Origin of the sequence: Larsenimonas suaedae (assembly GCF_023712105.1) — a bacterium.
Classification (GTDB): Bacteria; Pseudomonadota; Gammaproteobacteria; order Pseudomonadales; family Halomonadaceae; genus Larsenimonas; species Larsenimonas suaedae.
In genome coordinates, this window is record NZ_JAMLJI010000001.1 from 824100 (window position 1) to 849535 (window position 25436).

Here is a 25436-nt window from a genome sequence, read left to right on the forward strand (position 1 = left end):
GCGGTATGTGGTCTATTTGTAGGCGCCAGTGTTTTTTTTCAACCCCGGCGACCTAGAAAATCTTGAAAACCACGTACCAACAAAAAAACCCCAGGAAAGCACTGATGCTTTCCTGGGGTCTCTGATCACCTGTAGAAATGGGGTGGATGATGGGGATCGAACCCACGACCACCGGAGCCACAATCCGGGGCTCTACCACTGAGCTACACCCACCATATCTACATTTACCGCATTTGCTGAGCTAGCGCTTGGCACGCCCAGCAGGACTCGAACCTGCAACCTACGGCTTAGAAGGCCGTTGCTCTATCCGGTTGAGCTATAGGCGCATTCTATATATCCAAGCCTTTCCGGTCAACTAATCGTTTCAAATTAAACACTTGAATCAATTAGTGGTCGGGGTAGAGGGATTTGAACCCCCGACATCCTGCTCCCAAAGCAGGCGCGCTACCAGACTGCGCTATACCCCGATTCCGGCTCACCTGCTGGCTTCGCCCTAATGCGAGGCGCATTCTACAATAACGCCTTTTGAGGTCAAGCATTAATTTACCCCTTGAACGCATAAAGCCAATTGACTGTGGCAGGGGGCGTGCGAAAATTACGGGCTTTGAATCACACAGCGCCATGAGGACGCAACTACATGACGGCCCGATTAATCGACGGAAAAGCTATTGCTGCCCAGGTTCGAGACCATGTTACCCAACAAGTCGCTCAAAGACGCGACCGAGGTCAGCGTCTCCCCGGGCTGGCCGTCGTGCTCGTAGGTGACGATCCGGCCTCACAGGTGTATGTGGGCAAGAAACATCAAGCTTGTGAAGCTGCCGGTATTCTCTCTTATCAGCATGAGCTGCCTGAAAACGTCTCCCAGAACGAACTTGAACAACTGATCGATTCGCTGAACGCTGACAAAAGCGTCGACGGCATCCTGCTCCAGCTTCCCCTGCCGGCGCACCTGGACGCCAATCCATTACTGGAGCGCATCCGCCCCGATAAGGATGTGGACGGCTTTCATCCCTATAATCTCGGTCGCCTGGCACAGCGAATGCCCGTGCTCAGACCCTGCACCCCCAAAGGCATCATGACGCTTCTCGAGAAAAGTGATCTTGATGTTCGCGGAATGAACGCAACCGTGGTCGGCGCATCGAACATCGTCGGCAGACCTTTGGCTCTCGAGTTGCTGCTTGGCGGCTGCACCACAACCGTGTGCCATCGTTTCACGCGCGATTTGGAAGATCATGTACGGCGCGCTGAGCTTCTTGTCGTGGCCGTTGGTAAGCCGGGGCTCGTAAAAGGCGAATGGGTCAAGGAAGGCGCCATCGTGATCGATGTCGGCATCAACCGCATGGATGACGGCACGCTGACGGGCGATGTCGAGTTCGAACCCGCCTCCGAACGGGCAAGTTACATCACGCCTGTACCAGGCGGCGTAGGCCCGATGACCGTTGCCACTCTGCTTGAAAACACTCTTCAGGCCGCTGACATGCATGACGCATGCTGACAGCCCCTCCTTTCAAGACACCATGACGGCACTAAAAAACCCCCGGTATTTACCGGGGTTTTCTTTGAAGCAGGTGTTGCCGAAACGGTTGAGGCCAGAAATTACATTTATCCCTGTTCAACCACCCAGCCGGTACCCTCTCGACTGTCCTTCAAGATAATGCCCTTCTCCGCCAGCGCATCGCGAATGCGGTCGGCTTCGGCAAAATCCTTGGCCTTGCGTGCGTCGTTGCGGGCCTGGATCTGGGCCTCAATCTCATCTTCGGTAATTTCGAGCGCAGACTGCGCCCCTTTCAGAAACTCGGAGGGCGAGTAGTTCAAGAGCCCGAGCAGGCTTGCAAGACGCCGCAGCTCGGATGCCAGAGCCCCTGCCTCCCCACCGCCTTTCTTGGCCCGATTGATATCACGCGCCAGCTCAAAAAGGACCGCCATTGCCTCGGGAGTATTGAAGTCATCATCCATTGCGCGATGGAAACGCTCACTGTAGCGCGACTCCACGGCCCCGGAGCTCAAGTCGACACCATCGAGTGCGTTGTAGAGGCGCTCCAGGGAGCGCCGCGCCTCATCGAGTGCGTCCGGCGCGTAATTGATGGCGCTTCTGTAATGACTGGAGACCAGTAGATAGCGCACAACTTCGGGATCATGGACCTCTAGAACGTCGCGAATGGTGAAAAAATTGCCAAGCGACTTGGACATCTTTTCATCATTAACCCGAAGCGCACCGGCATGCATCCACACATTGGCGTAGGTTTCGCCGGTCGCGGCCTCGCTTTGAGCGATTTCGTTCTCGTGATGAGGAAAGGTCAGATCGGGGCCGCCGCCGTGAATATCGAAGTTGTTGCCAAGGCAGCACGTCGACATCGCCGAGCACTCAATGTGCCATCCAGGGCGCCCAGGCCCCCATGGCGACTCCCAGGCACTTTCTCCGGGTTTGGCTGCCTTCCAGAGTACGAAATCAAGCGGGTCGGCCTTGGCAAACTCGACTTCGACGCGCGCCCCAGACAGCATGTCGTCGATGGCGCGATTATTGAGCTTGCCGTAGCCGTCGAACTTGCGAACCCGGTAATACACGTCGCCGTTGTCGGCGGCGTAGGCATACCCCTTATCGATCAGCGTCGAGACCATAGTGATGATGTCATCGATGTGCTCGGTCGCTCTAGGCTCCCTGTTTGGCGCCAGCACGAACAGCTTGCGCTCGTCTTCGTGCATTGCATCGATCATTCGCCCCGTCAGCGCATCGATCGATTCGCCGTTTTCCTGCGCACGCGCGATGATCTTGTCATCAACATCGGTAATGTTTCGAACATAGGTGACGTCAAAGCCCTTGGCCCGCAGATAACGTGTGATGACGTCAAAGGCGACCAGCACCCGGGCATGCCCCAGATGGCAATAGTCATAGACCGTCATGCCGCACACGTACATTCGAATCTTACCAGGCTCGATCGGTGTCAACGGCGCTTTTTCACGCGTGAGTGTGTTGTAAACCTGCACCTGACCTCCTCAGCCTTTCTTCTGTGCCTTGGCCCAACCGTCTTTCAAGCTGACGGTTCGGTTGAAAACCCGTTTACCTTCGTCAAGCGCGTAGCGGTCAGCGCAGAAATACCCGACACGCTCGAACTGAAACCGGTCTTCCGCCCGCGCCTCAGCAAGCGCCGGCTCGCCAATGGCCTGGCAGACTTCCAGAGAGTCCGGGTTCAGGTGCTCGAGAAAATCGATGTCCTTGTCCTTATCCGGCGATTCAACCTGAAAGAGGTTGTCGTAATTGCGCACTTCGATCGGCACACCGTGCGTTTCACTGACCCAATGGATAACCCCTTTGACCTTACGGTCTTCCGGGTTCTTGCCAAGCGTGTCGTAATCCACACTGCAATGAAGCTCGACAACGTCACCGGCATCGTTTTTGATCACCTCATCGCAACGGATGATATAGGTGTTACGAAGCCGCACTTCCTTACCCGGTGCCAGGCGGAAGAACTTCTTGGGCGGCTCTTCCATGAAGTCGTCCTGATCGATCCAGAGCGTCTTGGTCATCGGCAGCTTGCGCATGCCCATGTCATCACGCGCGGGGTGCCCAGGCACTTCGAAAACCTCTTCGCGGTCAGCGTCCCAGTTGGTCAGCACCACCTTCAGCGGTTTCATCACGCACATGGCGCGCGGGGCGTTGTCTTCAAGGTCGCTTCGAATCGCGTGGTAAAGCATATGAATATCAACCACGCTTGCCGCACGCGCCACGCCGATCATGTCGCAGAACTTACGAATGGACGCCGGGGTGTAGCCGCGTCGGCGCATGCCGGAAATGGTTGGCATCCTGGGATCATCCCAACCATCGACGATGTTTTGATCCACCAGAAGCTTGAGCTTGCGCTTGGACGTCACGGTGTAGTTCAGGTTAAGCCGCGCAAACTCGATCTGACGCGGCGTATTCGGAACCGGCAGATTGGCGAGGAACCACTCATAAAGCGGCCGATGATCCTCGAACTCAAGCGTACAGATCGAATGCGTCACGCCTTCAAGCGCATCGGACTGTCCATGCGTGAAGTCGTAGGACGGATAGATCTTCCACGCATCGCCGGTCTGGTGGTGCCGAGCATGACGGATGCGGTAAAGGACCGGATCACGCAGGTTGATGTTGGGCGCGGCCATGTCGATCTTGGCACGAAGTGATTTCTCGCCTTCGGCGAACTCACCCTTACGCATGCGATCGAGCAGGTCGAGGTTTTCCTCGACGCTTCGCTCGCGGTGCGGGCTTGGCTTGCCGGGCTCGGTTAGCGTACCGCGGTACTCACGCATCTGCTCGGCGTTGAGATCGTCAACGTAGGCCTTGCCTTCGCGCACCAGGTGTTGCGCCCACTCGTACAGCGTATCGAAATAGTCGGATGCAAACCGCACATCACCGCCCCACTCGAAGCCAAGCCACTGAATGTCTTCCTTGATGGCATCGATATAAACCTGCTCTTCCTTTTCAGGATTGGTGTCATCGAAACGCAGGTGACAGACCCCGCCAAACTGTTCGGCCAGGCCGAAATTGAGGCAGATGGATTTGGCGTGCCCGACGTGGAGAAAGCCATTGGGCTCAGGCGGAAAACGCGTGACGATCGATGCGCCCTGCCCGGACTCGAGCTCGTCACGAAGTTGATTGCGGATAAAATTCGCAGCGCTGGCGCTTTCTTGACTCATGAGACGTCGGTCAACCTCTAAGATGATTCTGGATTCGGTGCGGTTTCCCGCGTGTCGATAAAGCCGCTATTATAGCGCGACCTTCATGCGTCACATCAAACGTGGCGCTCTACGTTTTATAAGGATAACGGCATGATTGTTCTCGAAACCAACTACGGCAACATCACTCTCAAACTGTTCAAGGACGAGGCGCCTGAAACCGCAGCCAACTTCGAGCAATACGTCAAAGATGGCTTTTACGATAACACGTTATTCCACCGCGTCATCGATGGCTTCATGGTCCAAGGCGGTGGCTTTTCTCTTGATTTCGAACAGAAGCCGACCGGCGAGCCGATCAAGAACGAAGCCAACAACGGCCTTGAAAACAAGGTCGGCCGTGTCTCCATGGCCCGCACCATGGACCCGCATTCCGCAACCGCGCAGTTTTTCGTCAATGTCTCCGACAATAGCTTCCTGAACCACACCGCGCCCACGCCTCAGGGGTGGGGCTACTGTGTGTTCGGCGAAGTCGTCGAGGGCATGGACGTGGTCAACGAAATCAAGTCAGTCAAGACCACGCGCCGCGGCCCACACGCCGATGTGCCGGCCGAAGATGTCGTGCTCAAGAAAGCCTACATCGCCGAATGATCGAGAACGCATGATGCATCAGCGGCGCGAGCACGCGCCGCTTTTTCTCATCGCATACCCACTCAGGCGTTCGAGGCACCATGACCACTACCCTGTTTATTTCCGACATTCATCTGTTCGAACAGGAACCCGAAACGGCTCAAGGGTTTCTGGATTATCTCGCCTTTCGGGCACCCGGCGCCGACGATCTCTACATTCTGGGTGATCTGTTCGAAGGCTGGATCGGTGACGACGCACAAGGCCCGTTCGAGGCGCGCATCATCGAGGCACTGCGTACCCTGAGCGAACAAGGCACTCGCGTCCACGTCATGCACGGCAACCGGGACTTTTTGCTTGGCCACGCCTTTGCCGAAGAAAGTCACAGCCACTTGATCGACGACCCCTCACTCATTGCGCTGGGCGAGACACCGGTACTCCTGATGCACGGCGATAGCCTCTGCACCCAGGATCCGGAATACATGAAATTTCGAGCGATGGCCCGCGACCCCAACTGGCAAAACGCCATCCTCGCAAAGCCACTGGAAGAGCGTCTGGCGCTTGCCAGGCAGCTTCGCCAGCAGTCCGGCGAGGCCAATTCCCGCAAGGCCGATGACATCATGGACGTCGCACCTGACGCGGTGCTCGATGTTCTTCGCGAACACAATGTTCGCACGCTGATCCACGGTCACACCCACCGCCCGGACATCCACGATGTCGATCTTGGCGATGACACCGCAAAGCGCTTCGTTTTGGGCGACTGGAAGGACAACCTTGGCTGGGAGCTGCGCCACGATGGCGAAACGCTGTCACTGAACAGCTTTTCGCTGACCGACCTCCCCCACGCCTGAGCCATTCGAGCGGGCACCGCCTCGGTGCCCTTACTCTTCGTACGTCCTCACCCCTCCCCGTTCAACTGATTAAGCCGCTGCCGGAAGCGCATCATCAACGGGGCATCACTTGCCGGAATGGTAAGAAGCGTTCGCTCGAGCCGGCCGATCACCTCATCATCGTCGTTTTTGACATACGTAAGCCAGGCGTCCTGAGCGACCAGCTCAAAATGAAGGTTGCAGTTGGCTCGGGCGAGTTCAATCGCCTCGGTCAACAATGTGCGTACCTCGTCCTGACGCTCGCCAAGCTTTGCAAGACTCCGGGCATGCACAATCAAAAGCTCCGGCAGATACAAAAGATCGCTTCGCCGGTAGAACTCGATATTGCGCTCGAACACCTTGACCGCGCGCTGAAGGTAGCCAAGCGCCTGGCAGGCCTCGATGTACCACACGACCGCCATGCAATAAAGGTTGCCGAAGGCACGCTCGGAAAGCGCCTCCAACGCCTCCTCCAAACGAATCACACCCTCGGGCTTACCCATCACGGCATCGACCCAGCCTCGAAGACACTCGGCCGCCCATCGCCAAGGGTCCAGATCCGCCGTGGAAGTGATGGCCAGGGCCTTGTCGGCACGCTCGGCCACCAGCCGTACATGCCCATGGCGACGGTACAGACAGCCACTGCCCACCAGCGCCATTACCTGAGACGGAGGATGCTTCAAGTCGGTGGCCCGGCTCATCAAGGCGTCCATGCAGAACTCCGCGTGCTCGTAATCGGCCCTAAGCGAGGCGCAGCACGCCAGCAGTACGCCGCTTTGAATCTGCGGATGAAGGGCATAGGGCACCCATTCAAGCGAAAGCCCCTGCGACATTTCACCCATCGCCTCAAACGCCTGGGTCGCCTCGATGATATTCCCCCTGAAAAAGGCCGTACTGCCTCGCCCAAGCTCGGCAAGCCGGGTATAGCGCTCGTCGCTCATGCCCTTGGCGCACTCGATCAGCAGCCTGGCCCGTGCCTGCGCTTCATCGAGCATCAAACGCTCATTCATGATAATGAGCTGGCCCCAAAGCACCGTGAAATACTGATCGTCGACTTCCTCATCCCCGGACGTAACCGTCTCTTTTGCCTCCAGAAGCGCCTGGGCCTTGGAAAAACTCTGCTCGGCGATCGATGACATACTGCCCTCAAGCTCGAAGCCGGCATGGCCGCGCACAATCAGCAAACTGATGTGGCGATCGACAACATCGGCGGTCTGCTCAATGCAATCAAGGCCGTCATCGGCCATGGCAAGTGCTGTGTGACTTGCCCCGGCCTGAACCGCGTCCCGAGCGGCGAGTTCGAAGTAGCGCGCTGCTCGGGCAAAGATGCCGCAGCGACACAGATGGTGCGCAAAATAGCCCGGATAACGGCTCAGCCAGTGCGGGCGCTCGCGCTCGATCAGCTCGACCAGAAAGGCGTGGTTGCGCTTTCGAATGTCTGGATGGCAGCCACTATAGGCCGCTTCATGAAGAAGCTGATGAGAGAACTGGTAATCAAACTCGTTGCTGTTGACGCAGCGCTCGATGATCTCCATTCGCCGCATACGCTCCAGCGCCTGCTTCAAGCGCCGGTCGGTGATATCGAGGCACTTCTGCAACAGATCACTGCTGAACTGACGACCAATGACGGACGCGACATGCGCCTCACTTCGAAACTCGTCGAGCTGATCGATCCGGCTGGACAGAAGCCCGACCAGCCCGGACGGCAGCCGCTCGATTTCCACGGGACGTCCATCGCGGCGCTCCATATAAAGACGCCGACAGATTTCCTGAAGATACAGTGGCACGCCGTCGCAGCGCTCAAGCAACTGTTGACGAACCCGTGAACCCAGGTTGAGTCGATACCGTCTGGCAAGATACTCAAGAAGACGCGCCGTGTTATTGGCGTCCAGCCGGCCAAGCACCACCTGACGATCCCAGTGCAGGCAAGCCTGCAAGGGGCTATTCATCGGCAGGCTCGCAACGATCAACAGAGGATGATGCATGGCAAGACGCGCCTGGGTATTTGCAAGGATCTTGAGCGAGGCCTCATCGATCCACTGAAGATCGTCGAGCATGATCAAAAGCGGCCGATGCTGGCAGCGATTTTCGATCATGTACTGAAGCGCAATCGTTGCAATTTCAATCGCCCGGCGCTGCTGCGCGCTGTCGGGCTCGATGCCGGGCGATCCATCAACGCCCAGCAATCGATACAGTAGCCCCACACCCTCCTCACTCCAGGAGGCCGCCTCTGGGTGTACTGATCGGATGCGGTCGAGCGCTTCACGGGTCAGCGCACCGCCAAGGCGCCAGCGAAACAGAGTGCGCAATAAACCGAAGGGCTCCTGATACGACACACGCGTATTGGACACCCAGCACACATCGATATCGCTGCTTTGCTTGAGCTGGCGGAAATGAACCATGAGCGCGCTCTTGCCCATCCCGCTTTCCCCACGCACCAACACGCTCTGACGCAGACCGATCATCGCCCTTGACAATGCATCCTCGAGCTCGCGCTCGGCCACCTCCCGGCCAAACAGATGCGGCGGCAATGGCTCGGCACTGTGGTCGCTGCTGAGCACCAGCATCTTGCGTCGAACTTCACCATTTGCGGCCCAAAGCCGCATGAAAAGACGCGGCTGAAGATCGAGCGCCGGCGGCATCTGATGGCTTGCCTCCGGCGAAATGACCAACTCGCTGCCTCGCGCCGTGCTCACAAGCTCAAGCGCGGGCTGCGTCACGGCGCCGAACGGGTCCATCATGCGCCGCTCGGGAATGAAAATGGCACGCCCGCTATGAAGGCCGGCGGCCAGATCGAACTGAGGCAACTCCGAACTGCTGCCCTGCCAGCTCGCCGCCACGACATCGGCCATCGAGCGACGGCAATGCTCGTAAAGCGCCACCAGCTCAGCCAGCTGATGCGCCGGCCCATGGGTTCCGAAGCAGGCCATGCCCAGACCACCCGCGGCCCCGGGAAGCCAGAACCCGCCCAGATGACGACACTGCTGCTCGACCCAGCGAATGAGCTGTCGCTGAGCGTCCAGGCAGTGAATCATCCACTGGCGCTCGGCGTCGGCCCGAGCCGCGTGGCTGATTCGAATGACCATCACCGAGATCTGGCGATAGTCGATGTCATCCTGTTGAAGACCGGTGGCCATCGGCCCATCTGAAGGCACGGAGGCCGGCGCCCGAAACGCATGGTCAGCGGCGCCCTCGTCATCACTTGACCACGCCCGCGCGAGCTTCAAAAGCTCCGGCGAGGGTTGCTGCCCCGAAATCGCAAGCTGTTCCAGGTAGGCGTTGTAATGCTCACGAGCCGCCTCGATGTCGCCCTGCTCGATCCGATTTGAAATCGCGCGGCGCTGAAAGACGTCATAGCGCGGAAACAGATGAACGATGCGATCGACAAGATGAGCGTCGACATTGCTCGTGGCCTTGAACACACGCTCGATGTAATGAATCACACTCAATCGACACTGCTCTCGGCGCTCCAACAGCCACCGCTGGAACTCGCCGCAGTTGTTCAGTTGAAGCCCTTCGGCCAACTCGCCGCGGTACAACGTCAAAATACACTCAAGATTGTCGACATTAGGCTCGCCGTCGAGACACGCTGTCAGCGCCATCAGATCGATCGACCACTCGGACGAAGACGACGCATTCAGCGCCAGGTTCTGCCGACTGATTTCGAGTACGGTCTCTTCCTTGCCAAGCGCCTGGCGAAGACTATGTAGCGCATGACGCAGATTCGTTCGCGCTGAACTTGCCTCGGTATCCGGCCATAGCCAACTGGCAATCAAGGACCGCGATACGGCTTTTTCGCTCAGGAGAAGAAGCATGAACAAGGCTTTTACCTTGTCGTAGCTGAATTGGGTTATCGTCTTTTCCGGCGTCTCGAGCTTGAAGCCGCCCAACACCTGAAGCGCCACGCGCGCATCCTTTGCCATCGTCCCTTCCTGCCGTGAAAAGGCGGTCATCGACGCTATGTCAATACACCGCTGTGAAACCTGAAGTGGGTATCCGTGGACTCGATCAGTTCACGCTCATGTTCTCGAAACGCGGCAATCCGCTCATCTACGTTATCGTCCGAACCGGCATAATCACGAGCCAGCCCCAGATAATCCTCGAAATGGCGCGCCTCGGACTTGAGCAGGGTTCGGTAATAGCGTGCCAGTTCGTCATCAAGGTGCGGGATGAGACTTGCAAAGCGTTCACAGGAGCGCGCCTCGATAAAGGCCCCCACGATCAGGATATCGATCAGACGCCCTGGCTCGTTCTTGCGCACATGCGCGCGAAGCCCCTCTGCGTAGCGCGACGCGCTCAAATGGCTGTAGTCGATCCCGCGTGCGGCCATCAGCCCGACCACCTGCTCGAAGTGAAGCAATTCCTCGCGGGCAAGCTGAGACATCTTGCTCAAGAGTCCCGGCTTTTCGACGTAGCGAAACAAAAGGTGCATGGCCGTTGACGCCGCCTTCTTTTCGCATTGGGCGTGATCGATCAAAAGAATCTCGTTGTGCGCCGCCGCCGCCTCAATCCAGGCTGCGGGCGTACGACAGGGCAGGAAGTCGAGCAGAACCTTGGGAACCTGATCCGAAACCATCCTTTCTTTCCTTAACAAAACGGCAGAATTAACAAACGGTCGAACTAACAACGACGGTGATAACGCGCCATTGTCGCCAGTCCGGCGCGCCACGTCGACACTTACACCGGAAAGCACCGGATGAACATCGCCTATGGCCGCGTGTGATACGCAGCCGCTCCCTTAACATTGTCGACACTTTGCCGTAAACTCTCGGGCCTCGAAGCGCGGCGGGTTACTGTGTCTTGCCCGATACCTAAACCATGCCGCGCCTTCGACACAGATAACCAACGAGGACCACCACCGTGCTTGAAGCCTATCGTCAGCATGTCGAGGAACGCGCGCTCGACGGCGTACCGCCCAAGCCGCTGAATGCGGAAATGACCAGTGAACTGGTCGAGCTACTTAAAAATCCGCCGGCCGGCGAAGAAGCCTTTCTACTTGAGTTGTTGACCGACCGCATCCCCCCGGGGGTCGATGAAGCAGCCTATGTAAAGGCCGGTTTTTTGGCAGCGATTGCCAAGGGTGAGACGCAGTCACCGCTGATCGACAAGGTTCACGCCGTCAAACTGCTTGGCACCATGCAGGGTGGGTACAACATCGCAACACTGGTCGAGCTGCTCGACGATGAGACCCTGGCCGCGGAAACCGCCGAACAGCTCAAGCACACGCTGTTGATGTTCGATGCGTTCCATGACGTTGCCGACCGAGCCAAGGCGGGCAACGCCCACGCTCAGGGCGTGATCGAATCCTGGGCCGATGCCGAATGGTTCAAGGCCAAGGCGCCGGTACCTGAAAAAGTAAGCATTGCGGTCTTCAAGGTGCCCGGCGAAACCAATACCGACGACCTGTCTCCGGCGCCTGACGCCTGGTCTCGCCCGGACATACCGCTGCACGCGAACGCGATGCTCAAGAACCCGCGCGAAGGCATCGACCCCGAAGAGCCTGGCAACAAGGGCCCGCTTTCCCAGATCGACGCCGTCAAGGCCAAGGGGTTCCCGGTGGCCTACGTCGGTGACGTCGTCGGTACCGGCTCCTCGCGCAAGTCTGCCACCAACTCGGTTCTTTGGTTCTTCGGCGACGACATTCCAAACGTTCCCAACAAGCGCGCCGGCGGCTTCTGCTTTGGCGGCAAGATCGCACCGATTTTCTTCAACACCATGGAAGACGCCGGTGCCCTGCCGATCGAAATGGACGTCTCGAACATGGCCATGGGCGACGTCATTGACGTGTATCCGTTCGAGGGCAAGGTCTGCCGTCATGACACCGACGACGTACTGTCGACGTTCGAGCTGAAAACGCGCGTCCTCCTTGATGAGGTGCGCGCCGGTGGCCGTATTCCGCTGATCATCGGTCGCGGCCTGACCCAGAAAGCGCGTGACTACCTGGGCCTTGGCCCGGCCGACGACTTCCGCGTTCCGGAACAGCCTGCCGACAATGGCAAGGGCTTTACCCTTGCGCAAAAAATGGTCGGCAAGGCCTGCGGCATGGACGGCGTTCGCCCCGGCATGTACTGCGAACCGCGCATGACCACGGTCGGATCTCAGGACACCACCGGGCCGATGACGCGTGATGAGCTCAAGGATCTGGCGTGCCTTGGCTTCCAGGCCGATCTGGTCATGCAGTCCTTCTGCCATACCGCGGCCTACCCGAAACCGATTGATGTTGAAATGCAGCACACCCTGCCTGACTTCATCATGAACCGCGGCGGTGTCTCACTGCGTCCGGGCGACGGCATCATCCACTCCTGGCTCAACCGCATGCTGCTGCCGGACACGGTCGGCACCGGCGGGGACTCTCACACACGCTTCCCGATGGGCATTTCCTTCCCGGCAGGGTCAGGCCTGGTTGCCTTCGCAGCCGCTACCGGCGTCATGCCGCTGGACATGCCGGAATCGGTACTGGTGCGCTTCAAGGGCGAACGTCAGCCCGGCATCACCCTGCGTGATCTGGTGCACGCCATTCCGCTTTACGCTATCAAGCAAGGGCTGCTTACGGTCGAGAAGTCCAACAAGCAGAACGTGTTCTCCGGGCGCGTCCTTGAAATCGAAGGCCTTGAAGACCTGACCGTCGAACAGGCGTTCGAACTGTCAGACGCCTCCGCCGAGCGCAGCGCCGCCGGGTGCACGATCACGCTTTCAGACGACAGCGTCAGCGAGTACCTGAAATCGAACATCACCCTGCTCAAGTGGATGCTCGACAGTGGCTACGGCGATGCCCGCACCATCGCGCGCCGCATCGAAGGCATGGAAGAGTGGCTTGCCAACCCGAGCCTGATGCGCGCCGACAAGGACGCGGAATACGCCGCCGTGATCGAGATCGATCTGGCCGACGTCGATCAGCCGGTTCTGTGCGCGCCGAACGACCCCGATGACGCTCGCCTTCTCTCTGATGTTGCCGGCGAGCACATCGATGAGGTCTTCATCGGCTCATGCATGACCAACATCGGCCACTTCCGAGCTGCCGGCAAGCTGCTCGAGAAGCAACCGGCCGGGTCGCTCAAGACGCGACTGTGGCTGGCGCCGCCCACCAAGATGGATCAGCACCAGCTCACCGAGGAAGGCTACTACAGCATCTATGGCCGTGCTGGTGCGCGCATGGAAATGCCGGGCTGCTCGCTGTGCATGGGTAACCAGGCCCGCGTCGCGCCGAAGTCGACGGTCGTATCGACCTCGACTCGAAACTTCCCGAACCGCCTGGGTGACGGTGCCAACGTCTATCTGGCGTCTGCCGAGCTTGCGGCAGTGGCGGCGGTCTACGGCGAGCTTCCAAGCGTTGCCCAGTACAAGGAAATCATGAGCGAGTTCGACGCCATGGCCGGCGAGATCTATCGCTACATGAACTTCCATGAGATCGAAGAGTTTCAGAAGGCGGCCTCCAATGTGATCCCGGTCACCGAAGAAGCCTGAGCCCTGACTTACACCAAAGAAAACCGCCGTTGAACGGCGGTTTTTTTATGTCCAAACGAATGATGACCTTGCTAAACGGTGTAAGCGGTGCCATTATAAAACAGTGTTCGATGTTCCTGTCTTATCGAGTGCGCTCGAGACAATGACAATACAAAGCAATGACAGGTCAACAACGCAGGACGCCCTGTATTTTATTTCAAGGAGCAACATGATGAACCGTATTGCATTGATGACAGCACCTCTTCTGATCGGCAGCGCGTTCGTGACTACGACTGCCATGGCAGCAGACACGAATACCGCGACCAGCGAAGGCATTTACTCAGGCGTCGGTGTCGGCGAGACACGCGTCCATGACGGCAATCTCCACGCGTTCTCTAACGACAATGCCGGCACCGCCAGCTTAAGCGACGATGACGACACCGCTCAGAATGCGTTTGTCGGCTACAAGTACAACCCGTACTTCTCCACCGAACTGTCCTTTACAGACCTCGGTGATATCGAAGCCCAGGGCAACGGCTCTGACGCCACCCTTAGCACCAAGGCCTATGGCCTGAGTGCCATCGGTGAAGTGCCGATCTACGGCGGCCTGAGCGGTTATGGCCGTGTCGGCTATGCATATTTCAAGACCGACGGTGACGGCAACTACGCCAATGGCGACAGCGTCGACAACGAATACGGCGGCGCGCCGATGTACGGCCTGGGCGCCAAGTATCAGTTCTCTGATGTACCGGTCTTCGTTCGTGCCGAGTACACGCGCTATCAGCTCGACAGCAACTACAAGCTCGATACCGCAATGGGTTCTGTTGGCGTTCAGTTCTAAGACCAACCGCCGATAAAAAAACGCCGCTTAACGCGGCGTTTTTTTATGCCTGCCGGTAATGATTCAAGACAAGGCGGGATGGGCCGGGAGCCGCAAGCAGACGCTTGATCGCCTGAAGTGCGCCCGGTGTTGCCCTGTCGACATGAAGCGTTGCCTCATCCGCACCGCCTTCCATAACCGGAGCGCTTCCAGCCATTGGGGCCTGCCACTTTAAAAGCGTCAGCGCCCGACCCTGGCCATGAGTGTTCCAGAACGCTTGCCATGCAGACCAGTCGAGCGCTGTCGCCTCCGGAAACACGACCCAGACTCTGACATTGCGGTCACGCGATAGCGCAAGCACGCGCGCGCGCAGCTCAGCGTCCTCACCCCCATTCGCACCAAAGCAGCGCGTTACAGTCTGTTCGTCGACCACCCCATCCAGCGCAAGCCAGTCAACGGGCAGAACAAACACGTCCCTGCGCTCAGTTAGCACATCCAGCGCCGTCAATTGCTTGATGGCAGCACGCTCCTGCTCACGCGTCAGCACCGACAACGCGGCCTGCTGGGCACATCCTCGAAGATAGAAAGACTCATCGCCCTGGGGCGAATGACTTGCCAGCTCGTCGGTACCGTTGACATGAATCGGAGCGCAATGTCGCGCCAACTCGGGTAGCTCTGAGTCGGCGCTCCCGATCACCCAAAGCTGTGTCATATACGTAAGCCACTCACGACCAGACTCGCTGTCAATGCCTGGAAAGCACACTGCGCCCGGTTGCAACCCCGCATTGGGAAGCGACAGACACAAGACACGCTCGCGCTCGGCCCAGTCGGCCACCCGATGATAGTCGGAAAGCGTAAGCTCACCGATCAACGCCACATTGCATTCCTGAGGAGCCGATCGAATCTCGAGCGCCAACGGCGTTGGGCCGGATGCCTCGAAGCTTGGCAAATGAAGCCGCTCACGATCCCATTCTGTGGTAAGCACACTTTCTGGAAGATCGAAAACGCCCGCGCCCTGCCCTGCCAATACCAAGTCCGCCCCATCTGATATCTGACACAGCCAATATGGCGTTGGTTCGATCCGGCGATATACCTGCCCCGCTGTCGCGTTTAATGCGCCCCCTTCCTCAGGTGTCACGACAACGACGAGTAACTGCCCGCTATTATTCAGGCGCGCATTCGAGGGAAAGAGCGCCTCAAAGGACGCAGGCGACAGCATGAGCGCCACAGGCACGTCAGGCCGGAGTGCATGCGTGGTTCTTGCGGCCTGAAGCGCAAGCACTGCAGGCAATCGATGGGTTGGCATATCGGTTCCGACGCCCGTCAGCTCGAGAGACTCATCGAGCCAGGTCGTGGCAACCCCCTTGACGCGTAAAAGCTGCATCAAAAGCGTTTTACCATCGAGTGAATCGCGCTCTGGCTCACTGTAGGCACAGGAATCTGACATGACAGGGGGTCCTCCGGGTAGGTGGTTAGAGTAACCAATACCCATCCGTTAAACTTGACCCAACAGCGCACAGGGAGGCCGTAGCGCATGATCAAAAGGCTACTGAATCGTTTAAAAACCGGGCCTCGTCCGGCGCACTCAACGCGTCTGCGTCTGATTATCTGCGGAAGCGATGCTGCGCACTACAGCCTGCTGAGCGCCTTGAAGGGTAGATACGACGTGGTCGCTCTGATCACGACCGATCCGTGGCAGCGCGGCACGACGCTTGAGGGTGTTCCTCTTCACTACCCAAGTGAAGTACCCGCGTTGTGGCAGCGCTTCAAGGTCGACCGGCTGGTGATCTGCACACAGGGGGATCAAAGCGTGATCGAACAGGCAACCCCGGCGCGGTCGACGCCCTTTCTATGGGCGTGGGGCAGTGAGTTGGACACAGCGTCATCTGAATCACATTAAAAAAACCCCCGACGCCTGCGCGCCGAGGGTTTTCTGAGAGCAGCTGACCTTGATCTTACCAGCCAGTCGCTTCCTTCAGGGCATCGCCGATTTCAGCCAGCGAACGGACGGTCTTGACGCCCGCTGCTTCAAGCGCTGCAAACTTTTCATCTGCAGTGCCCTTGCCGCCAGCGATGATAGCGCCCGCATGGCCCATGCGCTTGCCGGGAGGCGCAGTCACACCTGCGATGTAGGCAACGACCGGCTTGGAGACGTGCTCCTTGATGTAGGCTGCTGCATCTTCTTCTGCCGTGCCGCCGATCTCACCGATCATGACGATCGCTTCGGTCTGCTCGTCCTTTTCAAACATCTCGAGGATGTCGATGAAGTGTGAGCCCGGAATCGGGTCACCGCCGATACCGACACAGGTCGACTGACCGAAGCCATGATCGGTGGTCTGCTTGACCGCTTCGTAGGTCAGCGTGCCGGAACGAGACACGATACCGACCTTGCCAGGCTTATGGATGTGGCCCGGCATGATGCCGATCTTGGTTTGCCCCGGCGTGATCACACCCGGGCAGTTCGGGCCGATCAGGCGCACGCCGAGTTGATCGCACTTAACCTTGACCTCAAGCATATCAAGCGTCGGGATGCCTTCGGTGATGCAGACGATCAGCTTGATGCCCGCATCGGCTGCTTCAAGGATCGAGTCCTTGCAGAACGCGGCCGGCACGTAGATGACGGTCGCTTCGGCGCCAGTCTGCTCGACGGCTTCGGCGACGGTATTGAATACCGGCAGACCGAGGTGGGTCTGTCCGCCCTTACCGGGCGTCACACCACCAACCATGTTGGTGCCGTACTCGAGCGCCTGCTCGGAATGGAACGTACCCTGGCCACCAGTGAACCCCTGGCAGATGACCTTGGTGTTCTTGTCGATCAAAATACTCATTACTTGCCCTCCGCTGCTTTCACGACCTGCTGCGCAGCATCAGTCAGGCTCGTGGCCGCGATGATGTTCAATCCGCTATCGGCCAGTTTCTGTGCACCCAATTCGGCGTTGTTGCCTTCCAGGCGAACCACGACCGGCACATTGACACCAACCTGCTCGACGGCACCGATGATGCCTTCAGCGATCATGTCGCAGCGCACGATACCACCGAAGATGTTGACCAGAACCGCTTTGACGGAGTCATCGGACAGGATAATCTTGAAGGCTTCGCCAACGCGCTCTTTGGTCGCGCCACCGCCGACATCGAGGAAGTTCGCCGGCTGGCCGCCGTTGAGCTTGATGATGTCCATGGTACCCATGGCAAGACCGGCGCCATTGACCATGCAGCCGATGTTGCCATCGAGTGCCACATAGTTGAGTTCCCACTGCTGGGCATGCGCTTCGCGCTCGTCTTCCTGCGACGGATCACGCATTTCCTGCAGATCCGGATGACGGTAGAGCGCATTGCTGTCCAGACCGATCTTGGCGTCCAGACAGTGCAGGTTACCTTCATCGGTAATAACCAGCGGGTTGATCTCAAGAAGTGCCAGATCCTTGTCCTGGAACAGCTTGGCAAGCCCCAGGAAGATCTTGGTGAACTGCTTGACCTGATCCTTGTTCAAACCGAGCTTGAACGCGAGATCACGGGCCTGATACGGCTGAGCACCGGTGAGCGGATCGACTTCGGCCTTGAGAATTTTCTCGGGCGTTTCCTCGGCCACCTTCTCGATTTCAACGCCACCTTCGGTTGACGCCATGAACACGATACGACGTGTGCCACGGTCGACAACAGCGCCAAGATACAGCTCGTTGGCGATGTCGGTGCAGTTTTCTACCAGAATCTTGGCAACCGGCTGACCTTTTTCATCAGTCTGAAAGGTGACCAGGTTCTTGCCAAGCCACTGCTCCGCGAATTCCTTGGCAGCGTCCGGGGACTCGACCAGCTTGACGCCGCCGGCCTTGCCGCGGCCGCCTGCGTGGACCTGAGCCTTGACGACCCATTTGTCACCACCGATTTTCTTGCATGCCTCTGCGGCTTCTTCGGGTGTGTCAACGGCAAAGCCCTTGGACACCGGCAAACCGTAATCGGCAAACAGTTGTTTTGACTGATACTCGTGAAGATTCATCGTCTCATGCCATTGGTTGCATTGGACTCCCACGGCCGGCCAGGATCGTTCTTGCCATCGGGCCGACCACGAAAAACCGGTGACCTCGGTCACCGGCCATACGCCGGATAAGGCGCTTATTTACGCTTTTTACGATTCGCCATATGAATTGCATGACCATCGACGGCAAGCGCTGCCTCGTGAACCGTTTCGGAAAGTGTCGGGTGCGCGAAGCACGTCATTGCCAGGTCCTCGGCGCTTGAGCCGAACTCCATCGCGATAACGCCCTGTGCGATCAACTCACCCGCATGCTGCCCAAGGATATGAACGCCCAGAACACGATCGGTTTCCGCATCGGCAATCACCTTGGCCATACCCTGTGTTGCATTGTTGGCCATGGCGCGACCGCTTGCCGAGAACGGGAATGTACCGATCTTGACCTCGATACCCTGCTCCTTGGCTTCCTGCTCGTTCATGCCGACCCAAGCCACTTCGGGGAAGGTATAGATAACGCTTGGAATGGCGTCATAGTTCATCTCGGCCTTGTGGCCTGCGATGATGTCAGCCGCCATGATGCCTTCCTCGGACGCCTTGTGGGCAAGCATCGGACCACGAACCACGTCGCCGATGGCGTAGACACCATCCACGTTGGTCTTGCAGGTACCATCGACCTTGATGAACCCGCGGTCGTCAAGCTCGATGCCGGCGGCTTCATCAAGAAGGCTCTCGGTATAGGGCTTGCGGCCAACGCAGACGATCAACTTATCGAACGTCTGGGTCTTCTCACCTTCTGAATCGGTGTAGGTCACAACGACTTCGTCGTCCTTGACGTCACTGCCGGTCACTTTCGCGCCCAGCTTGATATCAAGACCTTGTTTACCGAGGATTTTCTGGGTTTCCTTGGCCAGCGTCTTGTCGACCGACGGCAGGAAATCATTCATGGCCTCAAGTACCGTAACCTCGCTGCCAAGGCGGTTCCAGACACTGCCGAGCTCAAGCCCGATCACGCCTGCCCCGATGACACCAAGACGTTTCGGCGCCTCCTGAAACTCGAGGGCACCGGCAGAATCCACGATCAGCTTATGATCGATGGGGGCCGGCGGAATATCGACCGGAATCGAGCCGGAGGCGATGATAACGTTGTCCGCCTCATAGGTCTTGGCCTCGCCATCGTTGCCGGTCACTTCGACTTTCTTGCCGTCGAGCAGTTTGCCGGTCCCTTCAAGCGCAGTCACGCCATTGGCCTTGAACAGTGAGCTGATGCCGCCGGTCAGGTTCTGAACCGTCTTTTCCTTACGCGCCATCATCTTCTTGACGTCGACCTGGACATCGCTCACTTCGATGCCGAGCTCATCGTACTCTTCCTTCGCCTCGACATACTTGTGTGATGTTTCAAGCAATGCCTTGGACGGAATGCAGCCGACATTCAGGCAGGTGCCGCCATGAACGGTCTTGCCTTCCTTGTTGACCCACTTCTCGACGCATGCTGTTTTGAGACCCAGCTGCGCGGCGTGAATTGCCGCGACGTAGCCGCCGGGACCTGCACCAATCACGATTACGTCAAATTTATCGGCCATGAGTTCTTCCCGTTGATTCCAGTACAAAAGCGGTTTCGGGCGACCCTGTCGCCCGAAACCAGTTCAGCTTACACATCCAGTAGGAAGCGCGCCGGATCTTCCAGCAGCTCCTTGATCGCCACCAAGAATTGTACGGCGTCCTTGCCATCGATCATGCGGTGATCGTAGGAAAGTGCCAGATACATCATGGGGCGGATCTCGACCTTGCCGTTAACGGCCATGGGACGCTCTTGAATCTTGTGCATACCCATGATGGCGGTCTGCGGCGGATTGAGAATCGGCGTCGACATCAACGAGCCAAAGATACCGCCGTTGGTGATGGTAAACGTACCACCCTGCATGTCTTCAATGCCGAGCTTGCCTTCGCGTCCACGCTTACCGAAATCGCCGATGTTCTTCTCGACGTCGGCAAGTTTCATGCTGTCGGTATCACGCAGGACCGGCACGACCAGACCGCGCGGCGTCGATACGGCAACACCGATGTCCTGGTAGCCGTGATAGACGATGTCGGTGCCGTCAATGGAGGCGTTAACGTCCGGGAAGCGCTTGAGTGCCTCGGTCGCGGCCTTGACGAAAAAGCCCATGAAGCCGAGTTTGACGTCGTGCGTCTTCTGGAAGACGTCCTTGTACTGCGACCGAAGGTTCATGACTTCCGTCATATCGACTTCGTTGTAGGTCGTAAGCATCGCCGCGGTTTGCTGGGCCTGAACCAGTCGCTTGGCGATGGTCTGACGCAGACGGCTCATCGGCACGCGCTTCTCCGGACGATCCCCTTCCGGGACATCGACCTGAGGTGCAGACGGTGCGTCTTTCTTGGCCGGCGTCTTGTCAGAAGACGCCGATTTTTTCGCGCTGCCTTCCTTGATGGCGCGCTGAACGTCTTCCTTCAGAACACGCCCGCCCTTGCCGGTGCCTTCGATTTTAGACACGTCCAGGTCGTTTTCAGCGGCAAGCTTGCGCGCTGAAGGTGCGAGAATCTTGTCACCGACCTGCTCGTCCTGATCGCCCTTGTCGTCGGCGCCCTTGCTGTCAGAGCCTTCTTCAGAGTCGGAACCGCTGCCGTCCGCGCCGCCTTCAACAAAGGTGGCAAGCACCTGCTCGGATTCGACCGTGTCACCCTCTTCGGCCTTCAGCTCTTTCAAGCTGCCATCTGCGGGCGCAACAACTTCGAGAACAACCTTGTCGGTTTCGATGTCGACAATCAGCTCATCGCGTTTGACGGCGTCGCCCGGTTTCTTGTGCCAGGTACCGATCGTGCCTTCCTGAACGGATTCAGGGAACGCCGGCGCTTTCACGTCGTGGGACTTGCCGCCGCCTGTCGAGGCTTTTTGCGCCTTTTCTTGCTTGTCGCTGTCTTCGGCATCAGACGCGCTGTCATCGGAGGCACTTTCATCGTCGGAGGCGTCGCTGGATGAAGCGTCGCCGCCGTCGGCATTGGGCTCACCAAGTTGACCGAGCACCTGCTCGGATTCACACGTCTCGCCTTCGTCGATCAGAATTTCCTTGATCGTGCCGTCTTCAGGCGCCACGACTTCAAGAACAACCTTGTCGGTTTCGATTTCAACGATCAGTTCATCACGCGATACCGAATCGCCCGGTTTCTTGTGCCAAGTGGCAACAGTGCCCTCGGCGACGGATTCCGGAAAACTTGGCGCTTTAATATCGGTTGCCATTGGGATTCCTTAGTTCATCTTCTCTCTAGACCCGACTCGGCCTTTATTGATTAAAGGCATCATCGACCAGCCTACGCTGCTGATCGACGTGCACGGCCATATATCCTGCTGCAGGTGCCGCTGACGCTGCACGCCCGGCAAACGACAAATCGCGTCCAAGCCCTGCACTTACCGCATCGGCCGCCTTGCGCATGTGGTGCTGGCTTTGATACCAGGCGCCCTGATTTTGCGGCTCTTCTTGACACCACACGACTTTTTCCAGATTCGGATACTGCTCAAGCTGCTTTTGCAGCGACTTCTCCGGGAACGGGTAGAGCTGTTCCACCCGCAGGATAGCCGTATCCTCACGCTCATGCTCGCTGCGATAGTTCGCCAGGTCGTAGTAGACCTTGCCCGAGCAGATTACAACGCGCTTGACGGCGTCAGCCTCGAGCTTGGCCTGGTCCGGGACGATCATCTGAAACGTACCCTCGGCCAACTCTTCAAGCGAGGACGTTGCATCCTTGTGACGCAAAAGGCTCTTCGGCGACATGATGATCAGCGGTTTACGGATACGACGCACCGTTTGCCGACGCAGCAGATGGAAGATCTGCGCGGGCGTGGTGGGCATGCACACCTGCATGTTGTGCTCGGCGCACAGCTGCAGGAAACGCTCCAGACGCGCCGAGGAGTGCTCTGGGCCCTGACCTTCATAGCCATGCGGCAGCAAAAGCGTCAGACCGCACAGGCGTGCCCACTTGGTCTCACCCGAGGAAATGAACTGATCGATCACGACCTGAGCGCCATTAGCGAAATCGCCAAACTGGGCTTCCCAGATAACCAACGCGTTCGGAGTGGTGGTGGAATAGCCGTATTCGAACGCAAGCACCGCTTCCTCGGACAGGAAGGAGTCGCGCACCGTGAACATGGGCTGGCCGTCCTTGATGTGCTGAAGCGGCGTCCACGTGTCGTTGTTCTTCTGGTTGTGAATCACGGCGTGACGGTGCGAGAACGTACCTCGGCCGGAATCCTGACCTGTCAGACGGATATCGTAGCCTTCGTCGATTAGCGTCGCGTAGGCAAGGGTTTCTGCAAAGCCCCAGTTCGCGGCAAGCGAACCGGCCGCCATCTTCTTGCGGTCTTCATAGACCTTGGCCACTTGTCGCTGCACTTCATAATCGTCCGGCGCCTCGCACATCTTGGTGGCAAGTTCCTGAAGCCGTTTCATCGGGAAGGTCGTATCCGCGAAGCCGGTCCACTTGTGGCCAAGATAAGGCGTCCAGTCGACGAACAGCTCCGTATTGGGCTTCTTGACCAGGGCGTTGGCGACGTGATTGCCCTGATCGAGCAGGTCACGGTAGTTGTCGGAAATCGCTTTGGGGTCGGATTCGCCGATCACGCCATCCTTCACAAGAAGGTCTGCGTAGATTGCGCGGCTGGTCTTGTGCGACTTGATCTTGTGATACATCTGCGGCTGCGTGGCCGAGGGCTCATCGGCCTCGTTGTGGCCGCGCCGGCGGTAGCAGACCAGATCAATGACCACGTCCTTCTTGAACTGCTGACGGTAATCGATCGCGACCTGAGTGGCATGGATCACCGCTTCAGGATCATCGCCATTCACATGAAAGATCGGCGCCTGAACCATCTTGGCAATGTCGGTGCAGTACTCGGTCGAGCGCGCATCATCAGGGCGTGAGGTGGTAAAACCGACCTGGTTGTTGATGATGAGGTGAACCGTGCCACCCGTCTTGTAGCCACGGGTCTGGGACATCTGGAAGGTTTCCATGACAACGCCCTGGCCCGCGAACGCCGCATCGCCGTGCACGACCAGCGGAAGCACCTGATCGCCGTCGAAATCCTTGCGTCGATCCTGGCGGGCACGAACAGAGCCTTCGACCACCGGCGATACGATTTCAAGGTGCGAGGGGTTGAACGCCAGTGCCAGATGCACCTCGCCCCCGGTCGTCATGACGTTGGAGCTGAAACCCTGGTGGTATTTAACGTCACCGGAGCCCTGCTCAAGCATCTTCTTGCCGTCGAATTCATCGATCAGCTCGGAGGGACTCTTGCCCAGTATATTGACCAGCAGGTTGAGGCGACCGCGGTGCGCCATACCGATAACGACTTCCTTGGTGCCGTAACTGCCGGCACGCTGGATCATCTCATCCACCAGCGGAATGAAGGATTCCCCACCCTCGAGACCGAAGCGCTTGGTGCCCGGGTACTTGCTTGCAAGATAATTTTCGAGCCCTTCAGCCGCACTCAGACGCTCGAGAATGTGCTTGCGCGCGTCTGCGCTGTAATCGGGCTTCGAGCGCACCGATTCAAACCGCTGCTGAAGCCAGCGCTTTTCTTCGGTATCAACGATGTGCATGAACTCGCAGCCGATTGAACGGCAGTACGTCTTTTCGAGTGCGTCGACAATTTCCTTGAGCGGCGCGGTGTCCTTACCCAAAAAGAAGGAGCCGGTTTGGAACTCGGTGTCCATGTCTTCCTGAGCCAACTGATGGAAGGACAGGTCAAGGTCGGGTACACGCTGATTGGATCGCAGGCCGAGCGGGTCAATATTGGCCTGTTGATGCCCCCTGAAACGAAAGGCATTGATCAACTGAAGGACGCGAACCTGCTTCTTGCTTTCACCGCCTTCATTACCGCCACTGACGGCTACCGAGCGACGCTGCTGCTTGGCGATGTTATAGAATTCATCGCGAATCGGCGACAAAGGCGTGTCGTGGTTCGGCCCGCCTTCGTATTTCGGAAGCTGATCGAAATATTGCCGCCATTCATCGGGTACCGCGGTCGGTTCACTGAGGTATTGCTCGTACAGATCTTCAACGTAATGGACGTTGCCTCCGCTCATGTGCGAAGTTCGTCGCATTAACTCCATGATACCTTCTTGCATCTTTTGATCACCCTACGCTTTTGGGGTGGTGTCGGCGCCTGGCACGGCCAGACCGCGTTGGCGTCGGCGTTCGGTTACTGAATACGGCGCTTAAGGCCGCGTTACTCTATTTCAATCGACAAAGGCCGACGCACATGGGCGTCGGCCTTTGTCTTCAAGGTTTACTGCTCGTACAGCCAATACCGGTCATGATAACAAGCACAGCGGTGCATATTAAGTCGCATTGGACAATAACATCTCACGAATCTTGCCAATGGCCCGTGTGGGGTTAAGCCCCTTCGGACATACATTGACGCAGTTCATGATACCGCGGCAGCGAAACACGCTGAACGGATCATCAAGCGACGAAAGGCGCTCTTTCGTGGCCGTATCGCGAGAGTCCGCCAGGAAACGATAGGCCTGCAAGAGACCCGCCGGGCCCACGAACTTGTCCGGATTCCACCAGAACGACGGGCACGATGTTGAGCAGCACGCACACAGAATGCACTCGTAAAGGCCATCGAGCTTGTCGCGGTCTTCCGGAGACTGCAGTCGCTCGATGGCAGGCTCTGAGGCATCGTTTTGCAGATAGGGCTGAATACGCTCGTACTGCTTATAGAACATGCTCATGTCGACCACGAGATCGCGCACGACAGGCAGGCCCGGCAGAGGACGAAGCACAAGCTTGTTGCCCTTGGTCACCTCTGAGATCGGCGTAACACAGGTCAAGCCGTTCTTGCCGTTCATGTTCACGCCATCGGAGCCACACACGCCCTCTCGGCAACTGCGACGGTACGCAAGCGTACTGTCTTGTTCCTTGATCATTTGAATCACATTCAGAACCATAAGATCACGGCCCTGAGTGTCGACCTGAAACTCCTGCATGTAAGGTGCATCGTCGGTTTCAGGATTGTAGCGATAGATGGAAACTTGCAATGTAGACATTG

General features: G+C 58.0%; 17 protein-coding genes and 3 tRNA genes. 6 read left to right on the forward strand and 14 right to left on the reverse strand.

Annotated elements, in window-relative coordinates:
• Positions 1-138 precede the first annotated feature (138 nt).
• The 3 genes from NAT49_RS03970 to NAT49_RS03980 all read right to left on the reverse strand — a co-directional run bounded on the left by NAT49_RS03970 (position 139) and on the right by NAT49_RS03980 (position 467).
• Positions 139-213: transfer RNA gene (locus tag NAT49_RS03970), tRNA-His, on the reverse strand.
• Positions 214-249: 36 nt separating this feature from the next.
• Positions 250-326 (reverse strand) — tRNA-Arg (locus NAT49_RS03975).
• Positions 327-390: 64 nt separating this feature from the next.
• A tRNA-Pro gene (locus NAT49_RS03980) sits at positions 391-467 on the reverse strand.
• Between the two features lie 170 nt (positions 468-637).
• On the opposite strand from NAT49_RS03980, the gene folD reads away from it, so the two are divergent.
• Positions 638-1495, forward strand: a complete 858-nt coding sequence (folD, locus tag NAT49_RS03985; protein ID WP_251590563.1) for a bifunctional methylenetetrahydrofolate dehydrogenase/methenyltetrahydrofolate cyclohydrolase FolD — start codon at positions 638-640, stop codon at positions 1493-1495.
• Positions 1496-1602: 107 nt separating this feature from the next.
• Here folD and cysS read toward each other — a convergent pair whose 3' ends face one another.
• Positions 1603-2985 carry a cysteine--tRNA ligase gene (gene cysS / locus NAT49_RS03990; protein WP_251590565.1) on the reverse strand — a complete coding sequence of 461 codons (1383 nt, stop codon included), beginning with the start codon at positions 2983-2985 and terminating at the stop codon, positions 1603-1605.
• A gap of 9 nt (positions 2986-2994) precedes the next feature.
• Positions 2995-4671 (reverse strand): glutamine--tRNA ligase/YqeY domain fusion protein, encoded by a 1677-nt coding sequence (locus NAT49_RS03995; protein WP_251590567.1) that lies wholly within the window; start codon positions 4669-4671, stop codon positions 2995-2997.
• Positions 4672-4803: 132 nt separating this feature from the next.
• Between NAT49_RS03995 and NAT49_RS04000 the strand changes: the two genes are divergently transcribed.
• Positions 4804-5298: a peptidylprolyl isomerase gene (locus NAT49_RS04000; protein WP_251590569.1), complete on the forward strand. Its 495-nt coding sequence runs from the start codon at positions 4804-4806 to the stop codon at positions 5296-5298.
• Positions 5299-5378: 80 nt separating this feature from the next.
• Entirely contained in the window at positions 5379-6125 is a 747-nt protein-coding gene (locus NAT49_RS04005) for a UDP-2,3-diacylglucosamine diphosphatase (protein WP_251590571.1), read from the forward strand.
• A 47-nt stretch (positions 6126-6172) separates the two neighbouring features.
• On the opposite strand, the gene NAT49_RS04010 is transcribed toward NAT49_RS04005, so the two are convergent.
• Together NAT49_RS04010 and NAT49_RS04015 are read right to left on the reverse strand one after the other, a co-directional pair.
• Positions 6173-10066, reverse strand: coding sequence for an ATP-binding protein (locus NAT49_RS04010; RefSeq protein WP_251590573.1), 3894 nt, complete (start codon positions 10064-10066; stop codon positions 6173-6175).
• Positions 10067-10101: 35 nt separating this feature from the next.
• On the reverse strand, positions 10102-10719 hold the full coding sequence (locus tag NAT49_RS04015) for a MiaE family protein (protein ID WP_251590575.1): 618 nt from the start codon (positions 10717-10719) through the stop codon (positions 10102-10104).
• A 284-nt stretch (positions 10720-11003) separates the two neighbouring features.
• Between NAT49_RS04015 and acnB the strand changes: the two genes are divergently transcribed.
• Together acnB and NAT49_RS04025 are read left to right on the forward strand one after the other, a co-directional pair.
• Positions 11004-13607: a bifunctional aconitate hydratase 2/2-methylisocitrate dehydratase gene (gene acnB / locus NAT49_RS04020; RefSeq protein ID WP_251590582.1), complete on the forward strand. Its 2604-nt coding sequence runs from the start codon at positions 11004-11006 to the stop codon at positions 13605-13607.
• Positions 13608-13818: 211 nt separating this feature from the next.
• Positions 13819-14427, forward strand: a complete 609-nt coding sequence (locus NAT49_RS04025; protein WP_251590584.1) for an outer membrane beta-barrel protein — start codon at positions 13819-13821, stop codon at positions 14425-14427.
• 43 nt (positions 14428-14470) lie between these two features.
• Here NAT49_RS04025 and NAT49_RS04030 read toward each other — a convergent pair whose 3' ends face one another.
• Complete coding sequence (locus NAT49_RS04030; protein ID WP_251590592.1) at positions 14471-15853, reverse strand: hypothetical protein; 1383 nt, start codon at positions 15851-15853, stop codon at positions 14471-14473.
• 87 nt (positions 15854-15940) lie between these two features.
• Between NAT49_RS04030 and NAT49_RS04035 the strand changes: the two genes are divergently transcribed.
• On the forward strand, positions 15941-16306 hold the full coding sequence (locus tag NAT49_RS04035) for a nucleoside-diphosphate sugar epimerase/dehydratase (protein WP_251590594.1): 366 nt from the start codon (positions 15941-15943) through the stop codon (positions 16304-16306).
• A 55-nt stretch (positions 16307-16361) separates the two neighbouring features.
• On the opposite strand, the gene sucD is transcribed toward NAT49_RS04035, so the two are convergent.
• From sucD to NAT49_RS04065, 6 genes are all read right to left on the reverse strand, one after another.
• Positions 16362-17234, reverse strand: a complete 873-nt coding sequence (sucD, locus tag NAT49_RS04040; RefSeq protein ID WP_251590595.1) for a succinate--CoA ligase subunit alpha — start codon at positions 17232-17234, stop codon at positions 16362-16364.
• The gene (gene sucC, locus NAT49_RS04045; protein ID WP_251590598.1) at positions 17234-18400 is read right to left on the reverse strand and encodes an ADP-forming succinate--CoA ligase subunit beta; all 1167 of its coding nucleotides are present in this window, start codon (positions 18398-18400) and stop codon (positions 17234-17236) included. The genes sucD and sucC overlap by 1 nt, the downstream gene beginning before the upstream one ends.
• A 116-nt stretch (positions 18401-18516) precedes the next feature.
• Positions 18517-19956, reverse strand: coding sequence for a dihydrolipoyl dehydrogenase (gene lpdA, locus NAT49_RS04050; protein ID WP_251590600.1), 1440 nt, complete (start codon positions 19954-19956; stop codon positions 18517-18519).
• Positions 19957-20024: 68 nt separating this feature from the next.
• Positions 20025-21629 carry a 2-oxoglutarate dehydrogenase complex dihydrolipoyllysine-residue succinyltransferase gene (gene odhB / locus NAT49_RS04055; RefSeq protein WP_251590602.1) on the reverse strand — a complete coding sequence of 535 codons (1605 nt, stop codon included), beginning with the start codon at positions 21627-21629 and terminating at the stop codon, positions 20025-20027.
• Positions 21630-21672: 43 nt separating this feature from the next.
• Entirely contained in the window at positions 21673-24510 is a 2838-nt protein-coding gene (locus NAT49_RS04060) for a 2-oxoglutarate dehydrogenase E1 component (RefSeq protein ID WP_251590604.1), read from the reverse strand.
• Positions 24511-24723: 213 nt separating this feature from the next.
• Positions 24724-25434 (reverse strand): succinate dehydrogenase iron-sulfur subunit, encoded by a 711-nt coding sequence (locus tag NAT49_RS04065; protein ID WP_251590605.1) that lies wholly within the window; start codon positions 25432-25434, stop codon positions 24724-24726.
• Positions 25435-25436: the final 2 nt, after the last annotated feature.

Excerpts from the sequence above, each read along its gene's own strand:
- NAT49_RS04000 (WP_251590569.1), top strand. The coding sequence starts at position 4,804 with ATGATTGTTCTCGAAACCAACTACGGCAACATCACTCTCAAACTGTTC.
- NAT49_RS04015 (WP_251590575.1), bottom strand. The coding sequence starts at position 10,719 with ATGGTTTCGGATCAGGTTCCCAAGGTTCTGCTCGACTTCCTGCCCTGT.
- NAT49_RS04005 (WP_251590571.1), top strand. The coding sequence starts at position 5,379 with ATGACCACTACCCTGTTTATTTCCGACATTCATCTGTTCGAACAGGAA.
- sucC (WP_251590598.1), bottom strand. The coding sequence starts at position 18,400 with ATGAATCTTCACGAGTATCAGTCAAAACAACTGTTTGCCGATTACGGT.
- lpdA (WP_251590600.1), bottom strand. The coding sequence starts at position 19,956 with ATGGCCGATAAATTTGACGTAATCGTGATTGGTGCAGGTCCCGGCGGC.
- NAT49_RS04030 (WP_251590592.1), bottom strand. The coding sequence starts at position 15,853 with ATGTCAGATTCCTGTGCCTACAGTGAGCCAGAGCGCGATTCACTCGAT.
- folD (WP_251590563.1), top strand. The coding sequence starts at position 638 with ATGACGGCCCGATTAATCGACGGAAAAGCTATTGCTGCCCAGGTTCGA.
- NAT49_RS03995 (WP_251590567.1), bottom strand. The coding sequence starts at position 4,671 with ATGAGTCAAGAAAGCGCCAGCGCTGCGAATTTTATCCGCAATCAACTT.
- NAT49_RS04065 (WP_251590605.1), bottom strand. The coding sequence starts at position 25,434 with ATGTCTACATTGCAAGTTTCCATCTATCGCTACAATCCTGAAACCGAC.
- NAT49_RS04060 (WP_251590604.1), bottom strand. The coding sequence starts at position 24,510 with ATGCAAGAAGGTATCATGGAGTTAATGCGACGAACTTCGCACATGAGC.
- odhB (WP_251590602.1), bottom strand. The coding sequence starts at position 21,629 with ATGGCAACCGATATTAAAGCGCCAAGTTTTCCGGAATCCGTCGCCGAG.
- NAT49_RS04035 (WP_251590594.1), top strand. The coding sequence starts at position 15,941 with ATGATCAAAAGGCTACTGAATCGTTTAAAAACCGGGCCTCGTCCGGCG.
- sucD (WP_251590595.1), bottom strand. The coding sequence starts at position 17,234 with ATGAGTATTTTGATCGACAAGAACACCAAGGTCATCTGCCAGGGGTTC.
- NAT49_RS04025 (WP_251590584.1), top strand. The coding sequence starts at position 13,819 with ATGAACCGTATTGCATTGATGACAGCACCTCTTCTGATCGGCAGCGCG.
- NAT49_RS04010 (WP_251590573.1), bottom strand. The coding sequence starts at position 10,066 with ATGGCAAAGGATGCGCGCGTGGCGCTTCAGGTGTTGGGCGGCTTCAAG.